A 21,933-nucleotide genomic window follows, 5' to 3' on the forward strand; every position below is an offset into this window, starting at 1 on the left:
CCACCTGTCCCTGATGCTCCGTCATCCGCGGTCGGACACCCGGACGACCGGCTCCTGGATCTCCGTCACCCACTTCTCCTGATCCTCTGGGCATTCCAGGTAAAGCTCCCGGGCATACCCGGCGGAGCGGTAGCCGTTGGCGTCGATCCAGTGCGCGAGGCTCTGCGCGGTCGGCATGATCCGGCTCATCGGGCCGCGGTGCACGACGGTCGCGGCGAGGTCGAGGCCCGGGAGCGTGACGACGTCGAACCCGAGGCCCGGGACGGGCCTGGGGGTGCGGGTCGTACCGTCAACCACGGTGCCGGGGGCGGCCTTTGCCAACGCCTCGGGGCTGATCACGAATCCGGCGTGCACGACGATCGCCTCGCCGCCGCCGTCCCCGCCGCCCTCGGCACCGCCCTCCCCCTGACCGCTGCCGCCGCGCCGCCCCTCCGGGACCTCCCCGGCGTCCGGGGCGTCCTCGTAATACGCCAGCCCCGGCCCCGAGGGCGTCATCCCGGACGCCGCCAGCCGGCGGCACAACTCCTCGTACAGCGGCGTGATGACCGGGCCGATGTCCTGCGGACCGTAGCCGGCGGCGAACCCGCTCAACTCCGCGAGCAGGACCGTTTCGGTGCGCTTGAGCACCACGTCGTCGGCGGACATGTGTCCCTCACTCTCGATCGTGCGGAGCCTCGCCTCGACCTGCGCCAGCCGCGCGCCGGCCGCGGCCCGCGCCGCCGCCAGCTCCGCCTGCCGCAACCGCAGCATGCCGCGCAACTCCGGCACACTCACCTGCTCGTCCAGGATCGCCGCCACCTGCTGGAGGCCGAACCCGAGATCCTTGAGCGCGATGATGCGGTTGAGCCGGGCGAGTTGGGCCGCCTCGTAGAAGCGGTAGCCGCTGGCAGGATCCGTACGGGCCGGGCGCAGCAGCCCGATCGCGTCGTAATGACGCAGCATCCGGGCCGAGACACGGCCGTACCTCGCGAAATCTCCGATGGTGAACATGACGCCTTCCAGTGGAGCGCTTGCCACAGTGTCAAGGTCAAGGTCAAGGGCAAGGGAAGGAGCGGGGACGGCGCCCGAGGGTGGGGGGGCTCCCCGGAGGGACGGGACGGGGACACTGCCACGGTCGCGGGGGCGGGTACCGGCGTCAAGATCAGCAGCGGAGGACCACTATCGGCTGACCCGCTCGCCGGCCGAACCGGTGCCCGACCGGTGCCGGACCGCCGCCCGCCGAGGCCGGACCGGCGTGGCCGCGGGACCAGGCCCGGGACCGCCTCTGCGATCACGTTCCGCCCACCACCGCTCACCTCTCCGCGACCGGAACGCGCCCCTCAGGTCCGTGCAACGGCCACCGGCAGCAGCATCGCGTCAAGTGACGTAGACAAGCCGTCAATGATGCGTCAGCAGGCGGCGCTCTGCCCGGAGGACCGGGCATAGCGTCTGTGGCGAGCCCCGGCATACGCGTTTTCCACCGGTCCGGGGCCGTCCCGTCGAGGAGCAACGCCGTGTCCCACCATCTCTACGCGGAAGATCCCGAGCCTTCTGATCATGTCCCGGCCGGACCTCTGTTCGTCCCCGTCCGGCCGGGACCCGCGGGCTGCACGACCCGCCTGTTCCGCACCCCGCTCGGCGGCCGGACCGCCGTCGGTTTCACCTCACCGCAGCGACTGGCCGAGGCCCTCGGCGGCGGCCAGCCCTGGGTACGGCTCTCCGAGCCCGCGCTGCGCGCGCTGGCCGAGCCCGTCGGGGCGACGATCGTGACCGTGGATCCGCGGTTCGCCCCCGAAGTTTCCCGCAGGCACCACCTACGGGCCGTCTGAGGAAGGGGCACCCCCACCATGAGCCACAGCACACTGCCCCAGACCGCGGTGCCCCGGACCGATCCGGTATCCGGCGCGGCACCCCAGGCCCCCGGGCCGCGCACCGCCACCCGGACCGCCACCCGTGACACCGCCACCCGTGACACCGGCGCCTGTGCCGACCCGCTCGCCATCTGGCCCGCGTCCGTCGTCCCCCTCTCCCAGGACGATCTCGCCGTGGGCGGCGTCCCGCTGACCGAACTCGCCGAGCGCTTCGGCACCCCCGCCTACGTCCTGGACGAGGACGAGGTGCGCAACCGCTGCCGCGCCTACCTCCGGGCCTTCCCGGACACCGATGTCTACTACGCGGCCAAGGCGTTCCTGTGCCGCGCCATGGCGCACTGGGTTGCGGAGGAAGGGCTGGGCCTGGACGTCTGCTCCGCCGGCGAACTGGAGCTGGCCGTCACCACCGGCTTCCCGCCCGAGCGGATCGTGCTGCACGGCAACGCCAAGAGCCCCGCGGACCTGCGGGCCGCGCTGCGGCTCGGCGTCGGCCGGATAGTGATCGACAGCACCTCGGAGATCGCCCGGCTGGCCGCCGCGGTCCCGGCGGGGACCCGGCAGAAGGTGCTGATCCGGGTCGTCCCGGGGATCGCCGCGGGCGGCCACGCCAAGATCCGCACGGGAACCGAGGACCAGAAGTTCGGACTGTCCATCGCCGACGGCTCCGCACAGCACGCCATCACCCGCGTACTGAACCAGCCGCGCCTCGAACTGGTCGGCCTGCACTGCCACTTGGGCTCGCAGATCACCACCGTCAAGCCCTACCTCTCGGCCGTACGGCGGCTGGTCGGCCTGCTGGCCCGCGTCCGGGAGCAGCACGGCATCACGCTCCCCGAACTGGACCTGGGCGGCGGCCACGGCGTCGCGTACCGCCCCGGTGAGGCCGCCCTCGACGTCGCCGGACTCGCCACCAAGATCCGCGCCGAGCTGGCCGGCGGCTGCGCGGCGGCCGGCCTGCCGGTGCCCCGGCTCGCCGTCGAACCCGGGCGGGCGATCGCCGGCCCGGCCGGAGTCGTCCTCTACCGCGTGCTCTCCGTCAAACGCACCGGCTCCACCACCTTCGTGGCGGTGGACGGCGGAATGAGCGACAACCCGCGGCCCGCACTCTACGGGGTGCGCTACGCGCCCCGGCTGGTCGGCCGCCGCTCGGGCACCGCGACCGAACCGGTCACCGTCGTCGGACGCCACTGCGAGGCGGGCGACGTCCTCGCCTCCGACGTCCACCTCCCCGGCGACATCCGCCCCGGAGACCTGATCGCCGTCCCCGTGGCCGGCGCCTATCACCTCTCCATGGCCTCCGGCTACAACCTCGTCGGCCGCCCCCCGGTCGTCGCCGTCACGGCAGGCCACGCCCGGCTGCTCGTCCGCCGCGAGTCGCTGGCGGACATCCAGGAGCGCGACATCGGGCTGTAGGACCGGGCGAGGGCGAGGAGGGGGATCCCTCACCATCCCCCTCCTCGCCCCGCCCACTCTTCCTCCGGTTTCTCCCCGCGCTCCCAGTTCCGTCCGCCCCCGCTGCCTCCAGTGGGGGCGTCGCCGTACGGGCATCGATGCGCACGCCGGCCTCCGTACGCACCCAGGCATCCATGTACAGTGAAACCATCGGTTGTAGGATGACTGGGCAACTGGAGCCACCGAGCAACCGGCCGGACCGGCGACACAGCCTGGTGATCCCGGACCGGCGATACCGGACCGGCGATAACCGAGAACGACGACGACACGACAGGAAGCGGGACAGCGGTATGGCACTCCAGGCGGCCGGACGGCAGTCCCTGGTCGACACTGTCGTCGAGGCCCTGCGCTCCCAACTGGCCGCCGGGGAATGGACGGTGGGGACCCGCATCCCCACCGAGCACGCCCTCGCCGAACAGCTCCAGGTCGGCCGCAACACCGTCCGCGAGGCCATCCGGGTCCTCGTACACGCCGGAATGCTGCGCTCCCGTCAGGGCGAGGGCACCTTCGTCGTCTCCACCGCGGATCCCGCCGAGGTCATGCGCGGCGTCCAGCGGGCCGGGATCCGCGACGTCCTCGAACTGCGCATCGCCCTGGAGGCCGAGGCCGCCCGCCTGGCCGCACTCCGGCACGAGCCCGCCGACCTGGAGCGCATGCGGGCCGCCCTGGACGCCCAGGCCGAACTGGAGGGCGCCGACGGCCATCCCCGCTCCGGCAACCTGGAGCTCTACGCCGACCACGACGTCGCCTTCCACCGGGCCGTCGTCGAGGCCGCCCACAACTCCGCGCTGACGGCGACCTATACGTGGTTCAGCAGCTCGGTCCGCGAGGCCCTGGTCACCGCGCTCGACGACCAGGCGATGCCAAGGATCCTGCACGGCGACCACCGCGCCGTCCTGGACGCGATCGCCCACGGCGACCCCGAGGCCGCGGAGCGCGCCACCCGCAACCTCCTGGAGAGGCCAAAACGGGCCGTGGAAGCCCTCTTGGCCACCACCGAGCCCACCACTCACTAGGCCGCCGCCCCACCCCTCCCTCACGGGCCGGCCTCCAAGCCCGTTCCCTCGCCGACCCGCTCCCCTCCACGTTCGTCCTCCGCACGCCTTCACCCCCACCTCCCGCACGATTGGCTGGTACACACGCATGTCTGGGCCCAGGTCCGAAGCCCCCGTGAACGCCTCCTCGGCCGCTCCCCCCACCGCTCCCCCGACGGCCTCCACCACCCCGCCCCACCGGCCCGAGGGGGTCGGGGCAAGCGGAGCAATCGACGCGGCCAGCACGATCAGCACGACCGAGGCGGCCAGCACGACCAACGCGACCGACAGGACCGAAGGCGTCAACGGGACGAGCGCGATCGACGTGATCGACATGATCGACGCCGAGGAGGACCTGGTCGCGACGCCGCAGGTCGCCAGCGCCCGCCACCGGCTGCGGACACACCCCGCCCTCCTCCTGACCGGCATCGTCCTCGCCGCGGTGAACATGCGCGCCGCCCTCGCCGGCGTCTCCCCCCTGGTCGGCGAAATAGCGCACCACTTCCACCTCGCCGCCACCGCCAGCAGCCTGGTGACCACCGTCCCGCTGGTCTTCATGGGCCTCGGCTCGATCATCGCCCCGAAACTGGCCCGCCGTTGGGGCACCGAGGCGGTGCTGTGCGGCGCGCTGGTGGCCCTGTGCGGGGGCATCGCGCTGCGCATCGCCCCGCCGGTGGCGGCGCTCTTCGCGGGCTGCGCGGTGGTGGGCGCGTCCATAGCCCTGCTCAACGTCCTGATGCCGGGCCTGATCAAGCGGGACTTCCCGGACCGAGCGGCCGGTATGACGGCGCTCTACTCCACCGCGATGATCATGGGGGCCACCCTCTCGGCCGCCTCCGCCGTCCCCCTGGAGAACGCCCTCGGCGGCTGGCAGGGCTCCCTCGTCTCCTGGGCCCTGCTCGCCGCCGTCGCCGCACTCGTCTGGATCCCCCAGGCCGTCATCGCCCGCCGCGGTGGGGGCCACTCCCCTGCCCTTCAAGCTGTGGGGGAGCACCACGGCGCGGCGGCGGCAACTCCCGCCCACGGCACGGCATCCGGCCCGAAGCTGAGCCGCTCGCCGCTCGCCTGGCAGGTCACGCTCTTCATGGGCTCGCAGTCGCTGATCGCCTACGTGATCATCGCCTGGATGCCGACGATCTTCACCGATCACGGCATGGGCAAGAGCGAGGCGGGCCTGGTCTTCGCCTTCAGCACGCTGGTGCAGATGGCCGGTTCGTTCGTGGTGCCGATGCTCGCGGGCCGGATGCGCCGTCAGCGGCTGCTGGGCGTGGCCGTCTCCGCCCTGATGGCCTGTGGCGTCACGGGCCTGCTGGCCGCCCCGGTGGCCGGCGCCTGGCTGTGGGCGGCGGTCCTCGGCATCGGCCAGGGCGGCGCCCTCGGCCTGGCCCTGACCATGATGGTCCTCCGCTCCGGCGACGCCCACACCGCCGCCCGCCTCTCCGGCATGTCCCAGACCGGCGGTTACCTCCTCGCCGCCGCCGGCCCCCTGGCCCTGGGCGCCGTCCACCAGGCCACCTCCGGCTGGACCGTCCCGCTCCTCCTCCTTCTCGCCGTGTGCGCGGGCCTGTCCCTCCTGGGCCTGGGCGCGGGCCGCGACCGCCGCATCGGAGAGGACGCCTAACGCCCCCTGACAGGACGCCTACCCGAACCCCGCCGAAACGACGCCGCGTTCGCGGTTCAGCGCCAGGAGACCGGCGCTGAACCGTGGCGCCGACCGCATCCGGTCACGACTCCGGTGGGCATACAGCCCACCGGACTTGAGGGCTTCCGGGGCCGGAGCAGAGCCCCGGTCAAGAGCCCTGGTCAAGAGCCCCGATTACGGGACGGGCGGGGTGACTGAACCCCCACCCGCGCTCCGCACGTCCGGAACGCCCCACACCCCCGCCGTCTGCCCTACCGTGCCCCCCATGAGCGATGTTCAGCACACCGTTCGCCGGCCCGGCCCACGGCTCTCCCGCACCGGCTGGCTCCTTCTCATCGCCGTCCTGTGTGTCGTGGCCATCCTCGCCGTACTGATCGTGCCGCGGTTGTTGCGCGAGCGGCAGCAAGGGGAGCTGACGGTCCCGGAGGGGCAGCGGGCCTCACAGGTCTACGCCGCCGCCGACCGGGCCCTGCACCTGCCGGACGGCACCACCGCGAAGGCCGCCAAGACCGCGCACCTCCCGCTGCCCACCGCGGCGAACGGCAACGCGGAGGGCTATCTCTTCCCGGCGACGTACCCGATCCGCTCGGACACCACCCCGACGTCGCTCCTCACGTACATGGTCAAAACCGCCGACCAGCGGCTCGCCGGCGACGGCATCACCGCCTACCGCACCGTCGTGATCGCCAGCATCGTGCAGGCCGAGGCCGACAGCCCGGCCGACATGGGCAAGGTCGCCCGGGTGATAGAGAACCGGCTCGCGAAACACATGCCGCTGCAGATGGACTCGACGATCAACTACGCGCTGGGCCGCAGCACCCTCCACACCAGCCACTCCGACACCCGGACCGAAAGCCCGTACAACACGTACCGGAACGAGGGCCTGCCGCCCACCCCGATAGACAATCCGGGTGCCGACGCGCTGAAGGCGGCAAGCGCCCCACCGGCGGGCGACTGGCTCTACTTCGTCACCGTCAAACCGGGCGACACCCGCTTCACCGCCAACTACCAGGAACACCTGCGGAACGTCCGCGAGTTCAACAACCAGCAGAAGCACACCACCGCGAACGCCGGCTAGCCCGCCCCCGGACGAAACGGCACCGTTGAACGAAACGGCACCGCTGGACGAAACGGCACTGCTCACGCCGGCCCCCACACCAGGGCAACCCGACCGAAGCCCGAGCCCGACGGCAGAGCGACAGGGCTGCAGGGCTGCTGTACGACAGTGGGCCGACCGGCACCGGCGGAGTGACCGGGGCCGGCGGACGGACCGGGACCGTGGGCCGACCGGAACGGCGGACGGACCGGCACCGGAGGCCGCACCGGCGGTGGCTGCGCACCACCCGTCGGCACCGCCCCGCCCCGGCCGCTCCGATCTCCGCTGCTCCCCGTCTACTCCTCGCCCGCCAGTGTGAGCGCCTTCAGCCGCCGTCCCGCGTACCACGTCGCCGCGACCGTGACGCCGATCAGCAGGCTGACGGCGAGCGGCAGTTGGACGTCCGAGCTCAGGGCGCCCTCGGCACCGATCTTCTGGCCTACGGCGAGGGCCCACTGCTGGACGCTGAGGGTCCGCGCGCCGGGGACGAGGGTCCCCACGAACGCCTCCCAGACCAGGGCGTAGACCAGGCCGAAGACCACGGCGTGCCGGGTGATCGTGCCGAAGAGGAGGAACAGGGCGCTGTAGGCGACCGAGGCGACCGCCGCCGCCACCGCATACGCCACGGCTATCTGCTGGCTGTTGCCGTTGAGGACGAATCCGGCCACCAGGACCGGTATCGCCGAGAAGGCGGCCGTCACACCGATCGCGACCAGCAGCTTGGTGAAGATGATCGTCGAGCGCGGCACCGGCTTGGCCAGGAGATAGACCACCGAGCCGTCGTCGATCTCCGGCCCGATCGCGCCCGTCCCCGCGATGACCCCGATCAACGGGACCATCGTGCCCAGCGCGAAGCCGCCGAGGATGCCGCTCGCGGTGGTGTCGTCGGCACCGGTCAGCGCGCGGACGATGACCGCGATGACCACCAGCATGGCGGGCAGCGCGAAGAGGATCAGGGCGCGCCGCCGGCCGAGCAGGGCGCGGTAGGTGAGCCGGGCGACGGTCGGGTGGAAGAACGCGGCCTTGGGTGCGGCGGCGGGCGCCGGCGGGGCCGTCGGAGAGGTCGTGGACATGCTGCCTCAGGGCTCCTTTCTGGCCTCAGGCCGCTACGAGGTACGAGAAGACGGATTCCAGCGACTCGTCGGAGGGCGAGACGGTCAGCAGGCGGATGCCGTGGTCGCGGGCGACCCGCGGCAGGAGCTCGGTGAACCGGCCGAAGTCGACGGCCTGGATACGCAGCGCACCCTCGGCGAAGTCCACCTCGATGCCGGCGGTCGAGGGATCGGCTATGAGCGCCCCGGCCAGCGCCCGGTCGTTGTCGGACCGTACGAGATAGCGGTGCGGCCGGTCCGTCATCAGCCGGCGGATCTTGCGGAAGTCGCCGGAGGCGGCATGCCGGCCTGCCACCACCACCTCGATGTGCGAGGCCAGTTGCTCGACCTCTTCCAGGATGTGCGAGGAGAACAGGACCGTACGGCCCTCGTCGCCCATCCGCCGCAGCAGCTCCATCAGCTGCATCCGCTGCCGGGGGTCCATGCCGTTGAACGGCTCGTCGAGCAGCAGCACGGACGGGTCGTGGACCAGCGCGGAGGCCATCTTCACGCGCTGCCGCATGCCCTTGCTGTAGGTCGAGATCTTGCGGTCCTGGGCGTACTCCATCTCGACGGTGGCCAGCGCCCGGGCCGCCGCGGCCCGGCCGAGGCCGTGCAACTCGGCGTTGGCGACCACGAATTCACGGCCGGTGAGGAAGTCGTACATCGCCTCCCGCTCCGGCACGATGCCGATGTGGTGGTAGCTGCCCGCATTGCGCCAGATCGTCGTCCCGTCGAGGGTGACGGTGCCGTTGGAGGGGGCGAGGAAGCCGCCCATCATGTTGATCAGGGTGGATTTTCCGGCGCCGTTGGGGCCGAGCAGGCCGGTGACGCCGGGGGCGATGGTCATCGAGATGTCGTTGACGGCGACGACGTTCCCGAACCAGCGCGAGACATGGTCGATGCGAAGAGTGCTCATGGGCGCAGCCCATTCCTTGAAGAGTGGTGGTCGGGCGTCGGGCAGGCGGTCACAGGCCGGCCTTCCGGTAGCGCCGCATCAGCAGGGCGTAGCAGCCGGCTATGAGGAGCAGCGTGACGAGCACGTAGACGACTCCGGCGCCGGTCGACGGCGCCTGGCCGTTGGGGAACGAACTGCTGCCCCCCAGGAACGTCGACTGCACACCGTCGATCAGCGTGATGGGGGAGAACAGTCCGAGCCAGCCGACGGCGGCTTCGCTGCCCCGGAAGGAGGCGATCCCCTGGACGGCGCTGACGGCGCCGTACGGGATGGTGAGTACGGCGATCACGGCGGCGACGCCGAACCCGCGGCGCGGGGTGAGCGCCGAGACCACCAGCCCTATCCCGGCGAACAGCAGCGAGAGCAGGGCGCTGGAGACCAGCCCCTGGCCGAACCCCTTGGTCTGGTCGAGGAAGTCGAGCTTCGCCAGCAGCGCCCCGGCATAGAGGATCACCAGCGGCGCTGCGGTGAGGATGAACAGCGCGCTGGCCATCGCCGCGAACTTCGCCATGACGTAGTCGGCCCGCTCGATGGGCCGGGAGAAATACAGCGGAACGGTCTTGAAGCGCAGATCACGCGAGACCGACTGCGGCGCCTGGGACGCGAGATAGAGGCCGATGACGGCCTGGAGGTAGATGGCGTAGCGGGTGTAGCCGATCGGCAGGCTGCCGGCCTTGGTGAACACCGTCACCGCGACCGTGATCCCGGCGGGCAGGCACATCACCCCGAAGAGCAGCATCGGCAGCACCTTGCTCTTCGCGGACCGCCCGAGGCCGTACGCACCGCGCAGACTCTGCGAGAACAGTGACCGCCGGGCATACGCGCGGCCCAGGCGGGGGCCGTCGTAATGGCGGTAGCCGATGTTGTGGATGTAGGCCCCACCGGGCGTGGTTTCCGTACTCATGCTGCGTTACCTCCGCCCACGGCGGAGGGACGCCCCGCGTCCCGCTCCGCCGGCCCGTTTCCCTCCGCTTGCGCGCCGGTCCGGGCGTCCGCGTCCCGGAAGACCTCGGCGATCTGGTGCCGCCGCTGCTCCATCCGCACCAGGCCGAGTCCCAGCCCGGCGACGGTGTCGCGCACCAGGTCGTAGGTCTGCTCGCCGGCCGCCTCGACGAACAGCACATGCCCGGGAGAGGCGAAGCCCTCGGTGCCCGGGCCGCCGGTGGACACCACCGCGCCCGCGGCGGCCAGGGCCGCGCGCAGCGCCTCGGTGCCGTCGGGATGCGCGTCGGTGTCCGTGACCTCGACCGCCAGCGAGGCGGTGGCCTTGGTGAACTCGTCCGTGGAGGAGGACCGCAGCAGCTTGCCGCCGTCGATGACGACGACGTGATCGCAGGTGCGCTCCAGCTCACCGAGGAGGTGGGAGGTGACCAGGACGGAGATGCCGAAGTCGGTGTGGACGCGCCGGATCAGGCCGAGCATCTCGTCCCGCCCGACCGGGTCCAGGCCGTTGGTGGGCTCGTCCAGGAACACGAGCTGCGGATCGTGGACCAGTGCCTGGGCCAGCTTCACCCGCTGCTTCATGCCCGTCGAATAGCCGCCGATGGGGCGGTAGCGCTCCTCATAGAGCCCGACGTGGCGCAGGGTGTCGGCGGTGCGCTCGCGGGCGGCGGTCGGCGGCAGGCCGGACATCCGCGCCATGTGCACGACGAATTCGGTGGCGGAGACGTCCGGCGGCAGGCAGTCGTGCTCGGGCATGTAGCCGACCCGTTCACGGATGGTGCCGCCGTCCTTGGTGACGTCCAGGCCGAGGACGTGGGCGGTGCCCTCGGTGGCCGGGGCTAGGCCGAGAAGGATCTTGATCAGGGTGGACTTTCCGGCGCCGTTGGCACCCACCAGGCCGGTCACGCCGGGGGCGATGTCAACGGAGAGCCGGTCCAAGGCGGTCACCCGCGGGTACCGCTTGCTCAGGCTTTCGGTCACGATCACTGTCACGCATTCGACGGTAGTGGCGCCCTCCACACCCGTCGTCAACCCAGGCGGTGGTATCCGCATACCCCTCCGGTACTACATGCCCGTAGGGGTCTCCTGCTTTCAGCCGCTCCGGAGGTCAGGGGGTCAGGTACCCACGGCCGGTGTCGCGGGTACGCGGCACCGGAGCAGCACCGGAGCAACCGCCTCCGGTCGGCCGGTCGCCGGCCGGATCGCCGTGTGCTGCGCCTCGTCGGCCGCACACCCCTTGACGCAGCCGCCAGTCATTGTCACATTCATCAGTGTCAAGTTACGGGCACGTACCGCGATGCACCGCTTACGGACGGACGGTTGGCGATGGCCTCAGGCACCTCAGCGACCTCAGCAGCAACCGGAGATCGCACCGCCGAGCTCAGGGGATTCCGGGAGGTGCAGCGGCTCGCCTACGCCTGCGCGGAAGCCGTGGCCGCCCAGCTCAAGCCCGGGGTCACCGAGCGCGCGGCGGCGCGGATGCAGCGCGAGTGGCTGCGCGAGCGCGGGGTGCAGGACTGGTTCCATCTGCCCTTCGCGTGGTTCGGCGACCGCACCGCGTTCGTCAACTTCCGCATTCCGCTGCAGTTCTTCCCCACCAACCGCGAGCTGGAGCCGGGGATGCCCTTCATCCTCGACATGGCACCGGTCCACAAGGGGTTCACCGCCGATATCGGCTACTCCGGCTGCCTCGGGCTCAACCCCGTGCACGACCGGCTGCTCGCCGACCTCGAAGCGCACCGGGAACTGATCCTGCGCGAGGTCCGCGAACGGCGCCCCCTCAAGGAGATCTACGAGGACGTCGACCGCCTGATGGTGCGCCAGGGATACGCCAACCGCCACCGCGCCTACCCCTTCGGCGTCATCGCGCACAAGATCGACCGGGTCAAGCAGCGACGCTGGTCACCGACGCTCTTCGGGTTCGGCACCCAGTCCCTCAAGGGCCTGGCCTCCGACGCGCTGCACGGGCACCGCGACGGCTGGTCCCCTCTGTGGAGCCCGTACTCCTTCTCCGACCACCCGCCGCAGCCGGGGCTCTGGGCGGTCGAACCACACCTCGGGTTCCGGGGCACCGGCGCCAAGTTCGAGGAGATCCTGGTCGTCACGGACTCCAAGAACCCGCAGGAAAGCGCCTTTTGGCTGGACGATGATCTGCCGCATGTGCGGCGCTGGCAGGAGGAGAAGGCCGCGTGAACACGGGACGTGGACGGGACGGGCGTCAGGACCGGCAGCCGGGGCAGGGGCAGCCGCCGGTGACCTGGGCCGGCCTCCAGGGGGCCAGGGAGCGCCGGGTGCGAACCGGCGGCATCGATCTGTGCGTGGCCGAGCTCGGGGATCCGGACCGGCCCACGGTGGTGCTGGTGCACGGCTATCCGGACAGCAAGGAGGTCTGGTCCGAGGTCGCCCGCGGACTGGCGGAGCGCTTCCACGTGGTGCTCTACGACGTCCGGGGCTGCGGTCGATCCACCGCACCGCAGCCACTCCGCGGCGGCTTCACCCTGGAGAAGCTGACGGATGACTTCCTGGCCGTCGCGGACGCCGTCAGCCCCGGCCGCCCGGTCCACCTCGTCGGCCACGACTGGGGCTCCGTACAGGCATGGGAGTTCGCCACCGTACGGCGCACGGAGGGCCGGATCGCCTCCTTCACCTCCATGTCCGGGCCGTCCCTCGACCACTTCGGCCACTGGATCAAGAAGCGGATGGCGCGCCCCACCCCCCGGCGGGCCGCCCAGCTGCTCGACCAGGGCGCCAAGTCCTGGTACGTCTACCTGCTGCACACCCCGGTCCTCCCCGAACTGGCCTGGAAAGGCGCGCTCGGCAAGCGCTGGCCGACCATCCTCCAGAGGGTGGAGAAGGTGCCGGACGGCGGCTACCCGACGGCTTCGCTACCCACCGACGCGGCCCACGGCACCTGGCTCTACCGCGACAACGTCCGCGCCCGGCTGCGCCGCCCGCGCGCCGACGCCTATGCGCACTGCCCGGTCCAGCTCATCACCCCGACCGGCGACGCGTTCCTCTCCCCGCGGCTGTACGACGACCTGGAGCAGTGGGCGCCCGACCTCGTCCGCCGTACCCTCCCGGCCAAGCACTGGGTGCCGCGCACCCGTCCCGACCAACTCATCTCCTGGATCGGCGAGTTCATCTCCGCCAAGGAAGAAGGCGATCCGGCGAAGAAGGTCGTGGCCGCCGGCCCGTACGCCGATCGGTTCGGCGGCCAGCTGGTGCTGGTGACCGGCGCGGCCAGCGGCATCGGCCGGGCCACGGCATTCGCGTTCGCGGAGGCCGGCGCGCGGATCATCGCCGTCGACCGGGACGCGGAGGGCGCCGCCCGCACCGCCGAGATGGCGCGGCTGATCGGGGCCCCGCAGGCATGGGGCGAGGTCGTCGACGTCGCGGACGAGGCGGCGATGGAGAAGCTCGCCGACAAGGTCGACGCCGAATACGGCACTGTGGACGTCCTGGTCAACAACGCCGGCATCGGCCTGTCCGGCTCCTTCATGGAGACCAGCACCGAGGACTGGAAGAAGGTCCTGGACGTCAATCTGTGGGGTGTCATCCACGGCTGCCGGATCTTCGGCGGGCGGATGGCGGACCGCGGGCAGGGCGGCCACATCGTCAACACCGCCTCGGCCGCCGCCTTCCAGCCGTCCCGGATACTGCCCGCCTACAGCGCCTCCAAGGCGGCCGTCCTCATGCTCAGCGAGTGTCTGCGCGCCGAGCTGGCCGGCCGCGGCATCGGCGTCTCCGCCATCTGCCCCGGGCTCGTCAACACCTCCATCACCAGCACCGCCCGCTTCACCGGCGTCTCCGCCGACGAGGAGAAGCGCCGTCAGGCTAAGGCTGCACGGATGTACGGGCTGCGCAACTACCCGCCGGAGAAGGTCGCCGACGCGATCCTGCGCGCGGTGGTCCGCAACCAAGCCGTGGTGCCGGTCACCCCCGAGGCGCGCGGCGCCCACCTGATGTCCCGCTTCACCCCGCGCGCGCTGCGTGCCCTCGCCCGCATCGAGCCGCCGGTGTAACCGCTCCGGCCCGCCCGTCCGAAATCCCACCACACGGCGCGCCGCCGGCCGACGACACCCGGCGCGCCCCCACCGAGACCAGGAGCACCGCGCACGTCAGGAGCCGCGCATGAGCACGCCACGTCCCCAGGAGCACCACACCATCGCGCCACGCCGGGTCGCGTTCGAATGGCGCCGGACGCCGCTGCACTGGATACCCGACGAACCCACCGCCACCCACGTCATCAACGTGCTGCATCTGCTGCTGCCGGCGGGCGAGCGGTGGTTCGTCAGGGTCTTCAAGGAAGCCCTCCCGCTGGTCCGGGACGAGCAACTCCTCCAGGACGTCAAGGGGTTCATGGGCCAGGAGGCCACCCACAGCGTCCAGCACTCCTACGTCCTGGAGCACCTGGCCCATCAGGGCCTCGACACCGCCCCCTACACCCGGCACGTCGACTTCCTCTTCGCCTACCTCCTCGGTGACAAGCCGCCCTTCGGACTGCCGGTCCCCGAGGCGGAGTGGCTGCGCTTCCGGCTCTCGGTGATCGCCGCGATCGAGCAGTTCACCGCGGTGCTCGGCAACTGGGTCCTGGATGCCGACGGCCTGGACCGCGCCGGGCCCGACCCGGTGATGCTCGACCTGCTGCGCTGGCACGGCGCCGAGGAGGTCGAACACCGCGCGGTCGCCTTCGACATGTACCAGCACGCCGGCGGCGAGGAACCCGCCCGCTATGCCCGCCGCGTCCTGGGCATGTCCGTGACGGCCCCCGTCCTGATCTACCTCTGGACCTGGGGCGCGTCCTATCTCCTGCGGCACGACCCGCAACTCGCCGTCCGCTCCCGCTATTCGCTGCGCGAGCACAACCGTGCCGTCCACAAGGGACTGCTGCCCAGCTGGCGCGAACTGGGTACGGCGATACCCCGCTACCTGCGGCGGTCGTACCATCCCTCCCAGGAAGGCTCGCTCCGCGCGGCCGTCTCCTACCTCGCCTCCTCCCCGGCGGCCCGCGCCGCGGCGGGCGCGGTGGGCCGCACGGCGCTCTCGTAACACCCGGACGCCCGCCCCCGCCCGGCCCTCCCGCGGCGTCTGGCCGGCCGATGGACACCTCACCCGTCGGCGGCCCGTGACATGGCGGTCTCCGGACGTCCCGGCAGCCGACGCACGGGACGACCGCCCCAAGGCCGCTGCCGGGCGCGGCAGTCGTGCCGTACGGCGGTCGCCTCGCACCACGGCCCGGCGGCCGCCTCGCAGGGCGGTCGGCCCGGAGCGCGCCCACCCCGTAGGGCAGCCGCCCGTACGGCGGCTACCTTGTCACGCGGCCTCCTCCCCGAGGTGGCCGTCCCGTAAGGAGCACCGCAGTGACCGAGCAGCCACCGTCGGCCGAGTACCGCATCGAGGACCTGGCCCACCTCAGCGGCGCCACGGTCCGCACCATCCGCGCCTACCAGGACCGGGGGCTGCTCCCGCGCCCGGAACGCCGCGGCCGGGCCAATGTCTACGGTGCCCCCCACCTGGCCCGGCTGCGCCAGATCTCCGATCTGCTCGACCGCGGCTACACCCTCGCCAGCATCAAGGAACTCCTCGAAGCCTGGGACACGGGGCGCGGCCTGGGTGGAGTCCTGGGCCTGGTCGCCGAGATCGACGGGCCGTGGACGGACGAGAAGGCCACCCGCATCACCCGTGCCGAACTGGACTCCGCCTTCGGTGGCACCTCCCACGAGAAGGCGGTGGCCGAGGCCGTCGACCTGGGCGTCCTGGAACGCGTCCCCGGCCAGGAGGACACGTTCCTCGTCCCCAGTCCGCAGGAACTCGCCGTCGCCGCCGAACTGCATTCCGCGGGTGTCCCGCTCCCGGCAATCTCCGGTCATCTGCGAGAGGTGCGCGGACAGGTCGAGCACATCGCCTCCCGTTTCCTGGACTTCACCGCCGAGCACGTCTTCCAGCCGTTCCTGGACCATCCCCCCACCGAGGCCGAAGCGGCGGAAGCCGCCGCGCTTGTACGCCGTCTACGCCCTCTGGCCCAGCAGACCATCGACGCCGAACTCGCCCGTGCCATGCGCACCCTGGCCGCCCAGTACCTTCGGCACCACCTCACGGAGGCACTCCCGCTCAGCGGCCGGGAGACGGGCGGGGAAGAGGAAGGGGTGGGGGAAAAGGTGGGGGCCCGGCGCGGGGAGGTGACGGGGCGGGTGGGCTGCGCGTCCGAGAGCGCGTATGTTCCCTGGCCGTCCCACGTCCCCGCGGCGGCCGCCGACGCTGGACCGGCTGCCGCTCCCGTGCCTCGTGTCGCCACCGGGTCGGCCCCCGGCCGTGAGCCCGCAGCGGCCCCCGAGCCGGAATCCGCCTTCGGGCCCGGCGCTGCCCCCCGTTCCGCGCCGGGCCCCGAGACGGTCCTCCTCCCCGCCGAGGCCGTCGCGGCCGTACGGAGCTTGGTGGGCCCGGAGAACACGGCCACCTTCATCGCCGCCGCCGCACACCGCGAGGTGCAGGCGCGCACCATGGACGCCCTGGCCTCGGCCGCCCGCGAGGCCCGAGCCGTCAGCGAGACTCCGGATGCCGCGGCGCCCGGTACCCGGGGCAGTGACACCGGCACCCCCAGCACCGAAGCTCCCGACGCCCCGGCCGACGATCCGCACACTGACCGCTGACCACGCACCACCGACCTGTCCCACGGTTCGCGTCTCGCCGGCTCCTCGCTCAGCCCCTCCTCAACGGCTCTCCGCCGGCTCTCCCGGCCCCTTTCTCTTCTGCTTCTCTCTGCAGTTGTCAAAGACCGAGCCGGGCGCCCTTCCCCAGCCACCCCTCCGGGTTGCCTCAACCAGCCGCATCCGGGAGCCAGTTGCCGTGGAATCCGTACGGAACACGCTGCGGAAGACGGACCGTGGCGACAGGGTCGGCGGATATGTCCTCCGCGTCGAGGATGACGAGATCGCTGGTATCGGTGGTCGCGTCATAGACGTAGGTGATCAGCCAGCCCGGACCGCCCGGCCGGTCGTCCGCGGGGGCGAAGGCCGCCTCTCCCGGGGTGCGTCCCGGGCGGAAGTCGTGGCGGACGACCGCTCCCGTCTCCAGGTCGTAGCGGAGCAGGGCGCCCGGTATCGGACCCGTGCCGGGCGACTCGCCTGCTGACACATGGCCGAAGCGGGCGGGCTGTCCGGCCAGGCGGTCGTCGATCCGGGGGAACTCGCCGACCTGGTCGTCGAGTTGCTCCTCGACCACCGTTCCGGAGGCCAGATCGATCGTCCAACGCCAGAGGCAGGGCGGGGCGGCGCGCCCGTCGAGCGCGGCGTAGCGCGAGACATAGAGGACTATCCGCTGCTCACCGTCGTCATGGGCATTGAGGGAGTGGAAGACGTAGCAGGGGTCGATGGACAGCCAGCGGACCTGCCCGTACGGATCGTCGCGGCGCAGTACACCCAGCCGGGCGCCGTACTCCGGATCCCAGCTGTAGGGCATACCGGGACGGTTGCGGTCATGGACGACCGGGAGGTCCATGAAGACGACATGGCGGGCCGTCAGATGGAAGTCGTGCATCATCGTCGCCGCCGGGACGTCGACGGGGCGGCTGACCACCAACTCCCCTTGCGCATCGGCCCGGTGATAGGTCAAGTAGGGCGGTGTCGCGTGGCCGTAGCCGAAGAAGTGCAGCTCACCGGTGGTAGGGCAGGTCTTGGGGTGGGCGGTCATGGCGGTGGTGAGCCGGCCGCCGAAGTCATGCGGACCGACGGTCTCCAGCTCATGGCCGGGACGGCAGTCGATCTCGTACGGAAAGGACGACTCGACCAGTGCCAGGGTGCGTCCGGCATGCCGGACGACATGGGTGTTGGCCACACCCGCCGCAGGATTCCGGCGCCCCTGTGCGTCCCCGGCCCGGATGCCGTCGGTGAAGGTCGAGGTGCGGACCCAGCGATTGCGGTAGGAGACGGCCCGGCCGCCTTCCAGCCGCACGCCGTGGACCATGCCGTCGCCGAAGAACCAGTGCGGGCTGGCCGCGTCCCTCGGGTTGGGGCCGTTGCGCAGATACCAGCCGGTGAGCTCCGGCGGGATGGCGCCGGTCACCGGGAGGTCGTAGGCGATCAGTTCGTCCATGACCGGGGCGAAGTTTCCGGCCAGGTGCGGTGCGGGAGCGGAGGATTCGGAAACCGCCGCTGGTGATGTGGTGGTCATGAGGCCAGGCCCCCCTGGGCGTCGAGCTGCGCGCCGGCCTGCTGCCGGAAGCGGGCCCGAGCCCGTTCCGGATAGGTGGCGGTGAAGCGGACGGGAAGAACGAATGCGGCGATCTGGACAAGGATCGAGAAGACCGCGCTCATGCCAGAGGCGGCGATGACGACCTGGGCGATCGCGGTGACGGTGAAGGACAGCGCCCAGGCGGCGGTGAGCACGACGTTGATGCGGTGGAACAGGGGCATCCGCCAGACCTCTGGCGGCGCCATCCGGCGCGCGATCGCCAGCGTGAAGGGACGCTGGACGGCGATCGACACCCAGGCAATGAGAGCCAGCCAGCCCACCGACAGCGCGCCGCTGTACACCTTGAGGCCGCTGTCGGGGCGGGCGAAAGCCAGCACGGCGAGGCCCGCGAAATACACGATTGTGCCGTAATCCAGCAGTCGCGCTTCGAGCGACAGCCCCGCGGCACGGTCCGCTATGAGCAGCACTGCCGATGCCGCCAGACCGGCGAGTGCGCCCCACTGCCAGCCGGCGGAGGACACCCCCGCGAAGACAAGCCACGGGATGAAGCCCCGCAGATAGCTCATGATTCCCCCCTCTTTGCTCGCGCCCGCTCACGGCGGGTCGGCGACGGCACACAGCACCAAGGCCGGGCAGCGACCGCAGCATGCGATCGGGATCCTGGACGGCTCCACCCCCAGCCACATTCCAACTCTGACATGTCGAAGCTGGAAAGTCCATCTTTGACATGTCGAATGTGGAAGGTAAAGTGTTGACCATGAGCTTGAGACATGCCGTTCTGGGCCTGCTGTCCGAATCCCCGGCGAGCGGCTACGACCTGATGAAGCTGTTCAACGCCTCGCTCACCAGCGTCTGGCCGGCGACCCAGAGCCAGGTGTACGGCGAGCTCAACAAGCTCACGACCGCCGGCCTCGTCGAGGTGACGGCCCACGGCCCGCGGGGTCGCAAGGAATACGCGATCACCGAGGACGGCCTGGCCGAGCTGCGCCACTGGCTCACGGACATCGCGCCCAGCGGCCCGCAGCGCCACGACGGTCTGCTGCGCGTCTTCTTCCTCGGCCTCCTCACGCCACTCGAAGCGCGCGCCTATCTCCTCACCCAGGCCGAGTCCGCCGCCCGTGCGCACGCCGCGTACGAGCAGATCGACGAGGTGTCCGACTGGGACGACGAGATGATCTCCGTCTACGGCCGGATCGCCCTGGAATTCGGTCTGCGGATGTCGGCGACCCAGGAGGAGTGGGCCCGCTGGGCCGCCGAGGAGGTGACCGGCGCGAAGGCCAGGAAGGCGAGCGAACTGGCCCGCGGGAGGCATCCCAAGTCGCCGCAGAACGGCGGCGGGCGGCAGGACGACGCAGGCGGGGCGAACCCGGAACGGCCCGGCGGCGAGTGACGCGCGCGCCGCGACGGCGGGCTCGCCCGTCCGCCCACCGGCCCGTCAGTGCCGGGGAATTCGGATGCCGCAGCGCCCGCGCCGCAGCATCCTGGAGGCATGAACCACCAGCGTTCCGTACGCATCTCGAAGTATCTGGCGAAGCATCTGCGCCATGAGCCGGAGCGGATCGGCATCGCCCTCGACGCACAGGGCTGGGTCCCGGTGGCGGAGCTCCTCGAAGCGGCCGCGCGGCATGGATTCCCCTTCTCCCGGGCGGAGTTGGAAGCCGTGGTCGCCGGCAGCGACAAGCAGCGCTACGCCCTGGAGGACGGCCGGATCCGCGCCAATCAGGGCCACTCCGTGCCCATCGACCTCGGACTGCCGGCGGCGGTACCGCCCGACCACCTCTTTCACGGCACGGTGGCCCGCAGCGTGGCGGCCATACGGGAGCAGGGGCTGCGGCCGATGTCCCGGCATGCCGTGCATCTCTCGCCGGACCGGGAGACCGCGACCCGGGTGGGCGCGCGGCGCGGCAAGGCCGTCGTGCTGACGGTCGACGCAGCCTCGATGCACCGGAGGGGCCACGTCTTCCGCGTCAGCGCCAACGGGGTCTGGCTGACCGACCGCGTGCCGCCGGAGTTCCTCCGCTTCCCCGGCTGAGCCTCGTCCGGCACCGAAGTCCAGGACGGACTCCAGGTCGGAACTCCGGGTCGGTGGCACCTTCAGAGACCGGGTGCACCCCACACCGGGAACCACCGCGCCAGATCCTGCTCGATCGACAGATCGTCCCCGAGCATCGCCCGTACCTGCAGTTCGAGCGGGTTGTCCCGCTTCTCGCCGCCCCCGGCCTGGGGGGCGAAGGGGTAGAACGTGCCGCGCTTGTAGAGGTACACCAGCGCCAGCGACCGCTGCCGCGCGTCGCGGAAACCCAGCAGCGAGCACAGCAACTGCGGGCCGAAACCCGCCTCCTCCAGGGACGTATTGACCGCGTGGAGATCATTGACCAGACCCGCGACATCCTCCGGAGAGTGCCGCACCAGCAGCCACGTATATCCGTAGGAGTCCTGGGTGAACTCCACCGATCCGTCCAGGAGGGACCGCGCCTCCTCCTGGATCCGCGAGAACGCCCCGCCCTCGACACTCGCGAAACACACCGATCCCAGACCGGTGGGCTCGAAGCCGGCCGCCGCCTGGAGGGTGACGACGGCGGACGGCAGCGCGAAGAGCTGGTCGAGATCGGGGCGTACCGGCTTGCTGCGGCCGAGGATGGCGTCCAGAAATCCCATGCGCGGACTACTCCTTGATCCCTTGCTCCGGTGATGCGGCGCGGTCACCGCCGCGCCGGCCGCCCCTGCCACTCACGGCCGCCCCAGCTCCGCCGCGATCCGGCCGAGCTGGTCGAGCCGCTGCTCCAGCGTCGGGTGCGAGGACAGCAGCTGGCTGAACGTCTCCTTGTTGAACGCCGGCGCGAAGTAGAAGGCGTTGAACGGCTGGGCCTTGCGCAGGTCCTCGGTCGGGATCCGGGCGATCTGGCCGGTGACCTTCGTCAGCGCCGCGGCCAGCGCCGAGGGGCGGCCGGTCAGCAGGGCCGCGGCCCGGTCGGCGGACAGTTCGCGGTAGCGGGACAGCAGCCGGGTCAGTAGGAAGCTGATGGCGTAGACCACCACGCTGACGGCGGTGACGATCAGCACGGCGATGGCCGCGTTCTGGTCCCGGTTGTTGCGCCCGACGCCGCTCCACAGGGCGGCACGGGTGATGATTCCGGCCAGCACGCCGAGGAACGAGGCGATGGTCATCACCGCCACGTCGCGATGCGCGACGTGGGAGAGCTCATGCGCCAGCACGCCCTCCAGTTCCTCCGGCTCCAGCCGCCTGAGTAGCCCGGTCGTGGCGCACACCATCGAGTTCTTCTGATTGCGGCCGGTCGCGAAGGCGTTCGGCACATCCGACTCGGCGATCGCGACCCGCGGTTTGGGCATATCGGCCAGCGCGCACAGCCGGTCCACGGCGCCGTGCAGCTCGGGAGCCTGCTCCGGCGTGACCTCGCGCGCGCCCATGCTGAAGGCGGCGATCCGGTCGCTGTACCAGAACTGCGCGACGAACATGGCGCCCGAGATCAGCAGCACCACCACCCAGGCGCCCTTGAGCAGCACCACCAGCGCGCCGACGACCACGACGTACAGCAGTCCGATGAAGAACATCGTCGTCACCATGCGCGAGGTCAGCCCGCGGTCCGGGGCGAATCGGGTCTGTGCCATGGCTCCTCCACAACGCACCGCACTTCGCGCAGTGTCCCGACCCGGTCG

20 protein-coding genes are annotated in these 21,933 nt (G+C 71.4%); 11 read left to right on the forward strand and 9 right to left on the reverse strand.

Annotated elements, in window-relative coordinates; all coding sequences use genetic code 11:
• Positions 1-21: 21 nt before the first annotated feature.
• Positions 22-990 carry a MerR family transcriptional regulator gene (locus ACO1BR_RS02640; RefSeq protein WP_426793395.1) on the reverse strand — a complete coding sequence of 323 codons (969 nt, stop codon included), beginning with the start codon at positions 988-990 and terminating at the stop codon, positions 22-24.
• Between the two features lie 503 nt (positions 991-1,493).
• On the opposite strand from ACO1BR_RS02640, the gene ACO1BR_RS02645 reads away from it, so the two are divergent.
• From ACO1BR_RS02645 to mltG, 5 genes are all read left to right on the forward strand, one after another.
• On the forward strand, positions 1,494-1,808 hold the full coding sequence (locus tag ACO1BR_RS02645; RefSeq protein WP_159509413.1) for an SAV_915 family protein: 315 nt from the start codon (positions 1,494-1,496) through the stop codon (positions 1,806-1,808).
• An 18-nt stretch (positions 1,809-1,826) separates the two neighbouring features.
• Entirely contained in the window at positions 1,827-3,263 is a 1,437-nt protein-coding gene (gene lysA, locus ACO1BR_RS02650) for a diaminopimelate decarboxylase (RefSeq protein WP_426793396.1), read from the forward strand.
• Positions 3,264-3,592: 329 nt separating this feature from the next.
• Positions 3,593-4,318 carry a FadR/GntR family transcriptional regulator gene (locus ACO1BR_RS02655; RefSeq protein WP_426793397.1) on the forward strand — a complete coding sequence of 242 codons (726 nt, stop codon included), beginning with the start codon at positions 3,593-3,595 and terminating at the stop codon, positions 4,316-4,318.
• A 352-nt stretch (positions 4,319-4,670) separates the two neighbouring features.
• A complete protein-coding gene (locus ACO1BR_RS02660; RefSeq protein ID WP_426793713.1) occupies positions 4,671-5,957 on the forward strand; it encodes a CynX/NimT family MFS transporter in 1,287 nt (428 codons plus the stop codon).
• Between the two features lie 286 nt (positions 5,958-6,243).
• Entirely contained in the window at positions 6,244-7,056 is an 813-nt protein-coding gene (mltG, locus tag ACO1BR_RS02665; protein WP_426793398.1) for an endolytic transglycosylase MltG, read from the forward strand.
• A gap of 314 nt (positions 7,057-7,370) precedes the next feature.
• Here the strand turns inward: mltG and ACO1BR_RS02670 are convergent, their stop codons facing one another.
• From ACO1BR_RS02670 to ACO1BR_RS02685, 4 genes are read right to left on the reverse strand one after another with little or no spacing between them, the layout of a single operon-like run.
• Positions 7,371-8,147, reverse strand: a complete 777-nt coding sequence (locus tag ACO1BR_RS02670) for an ABC transporter permease subunit (RefSeq protein ID WP_426793399.1) — start codon at positions 8,145-8,147, stop codon at positions 7,371-7,373.
• 25 nt (positions 8,148-8,172) lie between these two features.
• The gene (locus ACO1BR_RS02675) at positions 8,173-9,084 is read right to left on the reverse strand and encodes an ABC transporter ATP-binding protein (protein WP_426793400.1); all 912 of its coding nucleotides are present in this window, start codon (positions 9,082-9,084) and stop codon (positions 8,173-8,175) included.
• A 49-nt stretch (positions 9,085-9,133) separates the two neighbouring features.
• The gene (locus ACO1BR_RS02680; RefSeq protein WP_426793401.1) at positions 9,134-10,027 is read right to left on the reverse strand and encodes an ABC transporter permease; all 894 of its coding nucleotides are present in this window, start codon (positions 10,025-10,027) and stop codon (positions 9,134-9,136) included.
• The gene (locus ACO1BR_RS02685) at positions 10,024-11,118 is read right to left on the reverse strand and encodes an ABC transporter ATP-binding protein (protein ID WP_426793402.1); all 1,095 of its coding nucleotides are present in this window, start codon (positions 11,116-11,118) and stop codon (positions 10,024-10,026) included. Before ACO1BR_RS02685 ends, ACO1BR_RS02680 begins: the two co-directional genes overlap by 4 nt.
• Before the next feature lie 273 nt (positions 11,119-11,391).
• On the opposite strand from ACO1BR_RS02685, the gene ACO1BR_RS02690 reads away from it, so the two are divergent.
• The 4 genes from ACO1BR_RS02690 (at position 11,392) to ACO1BR_RS02705 (ending at position 16,715) form a co-directional block, all read left to right on the forward strand.
• The gene (locus tag ACO1BR_RS02690) at positions 11,392-12,258 is read left to right on the forward strand and encodes a M24 family metallopeptidase (protein ID WP_426793403.1); all 867 of its coding nucleotides are present in this window, start codon (positions 11,392-11,394) and stop codon (positions 12,256-12,258) included.
• Positions 12,255-14,087: an SDR family oxidoreductase gene (locus ACO1BR_RS02695; RefSeq protein ID WP_426793404.1), complete on the forward strand. Its 1,833-nt coding sequence runs from the start codon at positions 12,255-12,257 to the stop codon at positions 14,085-14,087. The genes ACO1BR_RS02690 and ACO1BR_RS02695 overlap by 4 nt, the downstream gene beginning before the upstream one ends.
• Before the next feature lie 109 nt (positions 14,088-14,196).
• Entirely contained in the window at positions 14,197-15,114 is a 918-nt protein-coding gene (locus ACO1BR_RS02700; RefSeq protein ID WP_426793405.1) for a metal-dependent hydrolase, read from the forward strand.
• A gap of 311 nt (positions 15,115-15,425) precedes the next feature.
• Positions 15,426-16,715 (forward strand): MerR family transcriptional regulator, encoded by a 1,290-nt coding sequence (locus tag ACO1BR_RS02705; RefSeq protein ID WP_426793406.1) that lies wholly within the window; start codon positions 15,426-15,428, stop codon positions 16,713-16,715.
• 166 nt (positions 16,716-16,881) lie between these two features.
• Here ACO1BR_RS02705 and ACO1BR_RS02710 read toward each other — a convergent pair whose 3' ends face one another.
• Both ACO1BR_RS02710 and ACO1BR_RS02715 read right to left on the reverse strand, forming a co-directional pair.
• On the reverse strand, positions 16,882-18,234 hold the full coding sequence (locus ACO1BR_RS02710; RefSeq protein WP_426793407.1) for a carotenoid oxygenase family protein: 1,353 nt from the start codon (positions 18,232-18,234) through the stop codon (positions 16,882-16,884).
• Positions 18,231-18,821: a hypothetical protein gene (locus ACO1BR_RS02715; RefSeq protein ID WP_426793408.1), complete on the reverse strand. Its 591-nt coding sequence runs from the start codon at positions 18,819-18,821 to the stop codon at positions 18,231-18,233. The genes ACO1BR_RS02710 and ACO1BR_RS02715 overlap by 4 nt, the downstream gene beginning before the upstream one ends.
• 191 nt (positions 18,822-19,012) lie before the next feature.
• Between ACO1BR_RS02715 and ACO1BR_RS02720 the strand changes: the two genes are divergently transcribed.
• Together ACO1BR_RS02720 and ACO1BR_RS02725 are read left to right on the forward strand one after the other, a co-directional pair.
• Positions 19,013-19,645, forward strand: a complete 633-nt coding sequence (locus ACO1BR_RS02720) for a PadR family transcriptional regulator (protein ID WP_426793409.1) — start codon at positions 19,013-19,015, stop codon at positions 19,643-19,645.
• A 99-nt stretch (positions 19,646-19,744) separates the two neighbouring features.
• Positions 19,745-20,287 carry an RNA 2'-phosphotransferase gene (locus ACO1BR_RS02725; protein WP_426793410.1) on the forward strand — a complete coding sequence of 181 codons (543 nt, stop codon included), beginning with the start codon at positions 19,745-19,747 and terminating at the stop codon, positions 20,285-20,287.
• Between the two features lie 62 nt (positions 20,288-20,349).
• On the opposite strand, the gene pspAB is transcribed toward ACO1BR_RS02725, so the two are convergent.
• Together pspAB and htpX are read right to left on the reverse strand one after the other, a co-directional pair.
• Positions 20,350-20,913 carry a PspA-associated protein PspAB gene (pspAB, locus tag ACO1BR_RS02730; protein WP_426793411.1) on the reverse strand — a complete coding sequence of 188 codons (564 nt, stop codon included), beginning with the start codon at positions 20,911-20,913 and terminating at the stop codon, positions 20,350-20,352.
• 72 nt (positions 20,914-20,985) lie between these two features.
• The gene (gene htpX, locus ACO1BR_RS02735; protein WP_426793412.1) at positions 20,986-21,885 is read right to left on the reverse strand and encodes a zinc metalloprotease HtpX; all 900 of its coding nucleotides are present in this window, start codon (positions 21,883-21,885) and stop codon (positions 20,986-20,988) included.
• Positions 21,886-21,933 lie beyond the last annotated feature (48 nt).

It is taken from the genome of Streptomyces sp. YGL11-2, assembly GCF_050054615.1.
Taxonomy (GTDB): domain Bacteria; phylum Actinomycetota; class Actinomycetes; order Streptomycetales; family Streptomycetaceae; genus Streptomyces.

What these genes read in the sequence shown, in the direction of transcription:
- ACO1BR_RS02640 (WP_426793395.1), bottom strand. Translation starts at nt 990, where the DNA reads ATGTTCACCATCGGAGATTTCGCGAGGTACGGCCGTGTCTCGGCCCGG.
- lysA (WP_426793396.1), top strand. Translation starts at nt 1,827, where the DNA reads ATGAGCCACAGCACACTGCCCCAGACCGCGGTGCCCCGGACCGATCCG.
- ACO1BR_RS02655 (WP_426793397.1), top strand. Translation starts at nt 3,593, where the DNA reads ATGGCACTCCAGGCGGCCGGACGGCAGTCCCTGGTCGACACTGTCGTC.
- ACO1BR_RS02660 (WP_426793713.1), top strand. Translation starts at nt 4,671, where the DNA reads ATGATCGACGCCGAGGAGGACCTGGTCGCGACGCCGCAGGTCGCCAGC.
- mltG (WP_426793398.1), top strand. Translation starts at nt 6,244, where the DNA reads ATGAGCGATGTTCAGCACACCGTTCGCCGGCCCGGCCCACGGCTCTCC.
- ACO1BR_RS02670 (WP_426793399.1), bottom strand. Translation starts at nt 8,147, where the DNA reads ATGTCCACGACCTCTCCGACGGCCCCGCCGGCGCCCGCCGCCGCACCC.
- ACO1BR_RS02675 (WP_426793400.1), bottom strand. Translation starts at nt 9,084, where the DNA reads ATGAGCACTCTTCGCATCGACCATGTCTCGCGCTGGTTCGGGAACGTC.
- ACO1BR_RS02680 (WP_426793401.1), bottom strand. Translation starts at nt 10,027, where the DNA reads ATGAGTACGGAAACCACGCCCGGTGGGGCCTACATCCACAACATCGGC.
- ACO1BR_RS02685 (WP_426793402.1), bottom strand. Translation starts at nt 11,118, where the DNA reads ATGCGGATACCACCGCCTGGGTTGACGACGGGTGTGGAGGGCGCCACT.
- ACO1BR_RS02690 (WP_426793403.1), top strand. Translation starts at nt 11,392, where the DNA reads ATGGCCTCAGGCACCTCAGCGACCTCAGCAGCAACCGGAGATCGCACC.
- ACO1BR_RS02700 (WP_426793405.1), top strand. Translation starts at nt 14,197, where the DNA reads ATGAGCACGCCACGTCCCCAGGAGCACCACACCATCGCGCCACGCCGG.
- ACO1BR_RS02710 (WP_426793407.1), bottom strand. Translation starts at nt 18,234, where the DNA reads ATGACCACCACATCACCAGCGGCGGTTTCCGAATCCTCCGCTCCCGCA.
- ACO1BR_RS02715 (WP_426793408.1), bottom strand. Translation starts at nt 18,821, where the DNA reads ATGAGCTATCTGCGGGGCTTCATCCCGTGGCTTGTCTTCGCGGGGGTG.
- ACO1BR_RS02720 (WP_426793409.1), top strand. Translation starts at nt 19,013, where the DNA reads ATGAGCTTGAGACATGCCGTTCTGGGCCTGCTGTCCGAATCCCCGGCG.
- ACO1BR_RS02725 (WP_426793410.1), top strand. Translation starts at nt 19,745, where the DNA reads ATGAACCACCAGCGTTCCGTACGCATCTCGAAGTATCTGGCGAAGCAT.
- pspAB (WP_426793411.1), bottom strand. Translation starts at nt 20,913, where the DNA reads ATGGGATTTCTGGACGCCATCCTCGGCCGCAGCAAGCCGGTACGCCCC.
- htpX (WP_426793412.1), bottom strand. Translation starts at nt 21,885, where the DNA reads ATGGCACAGACCCGATTCGCCCCGGACCGCGGGCTGACCTCGCGCATG.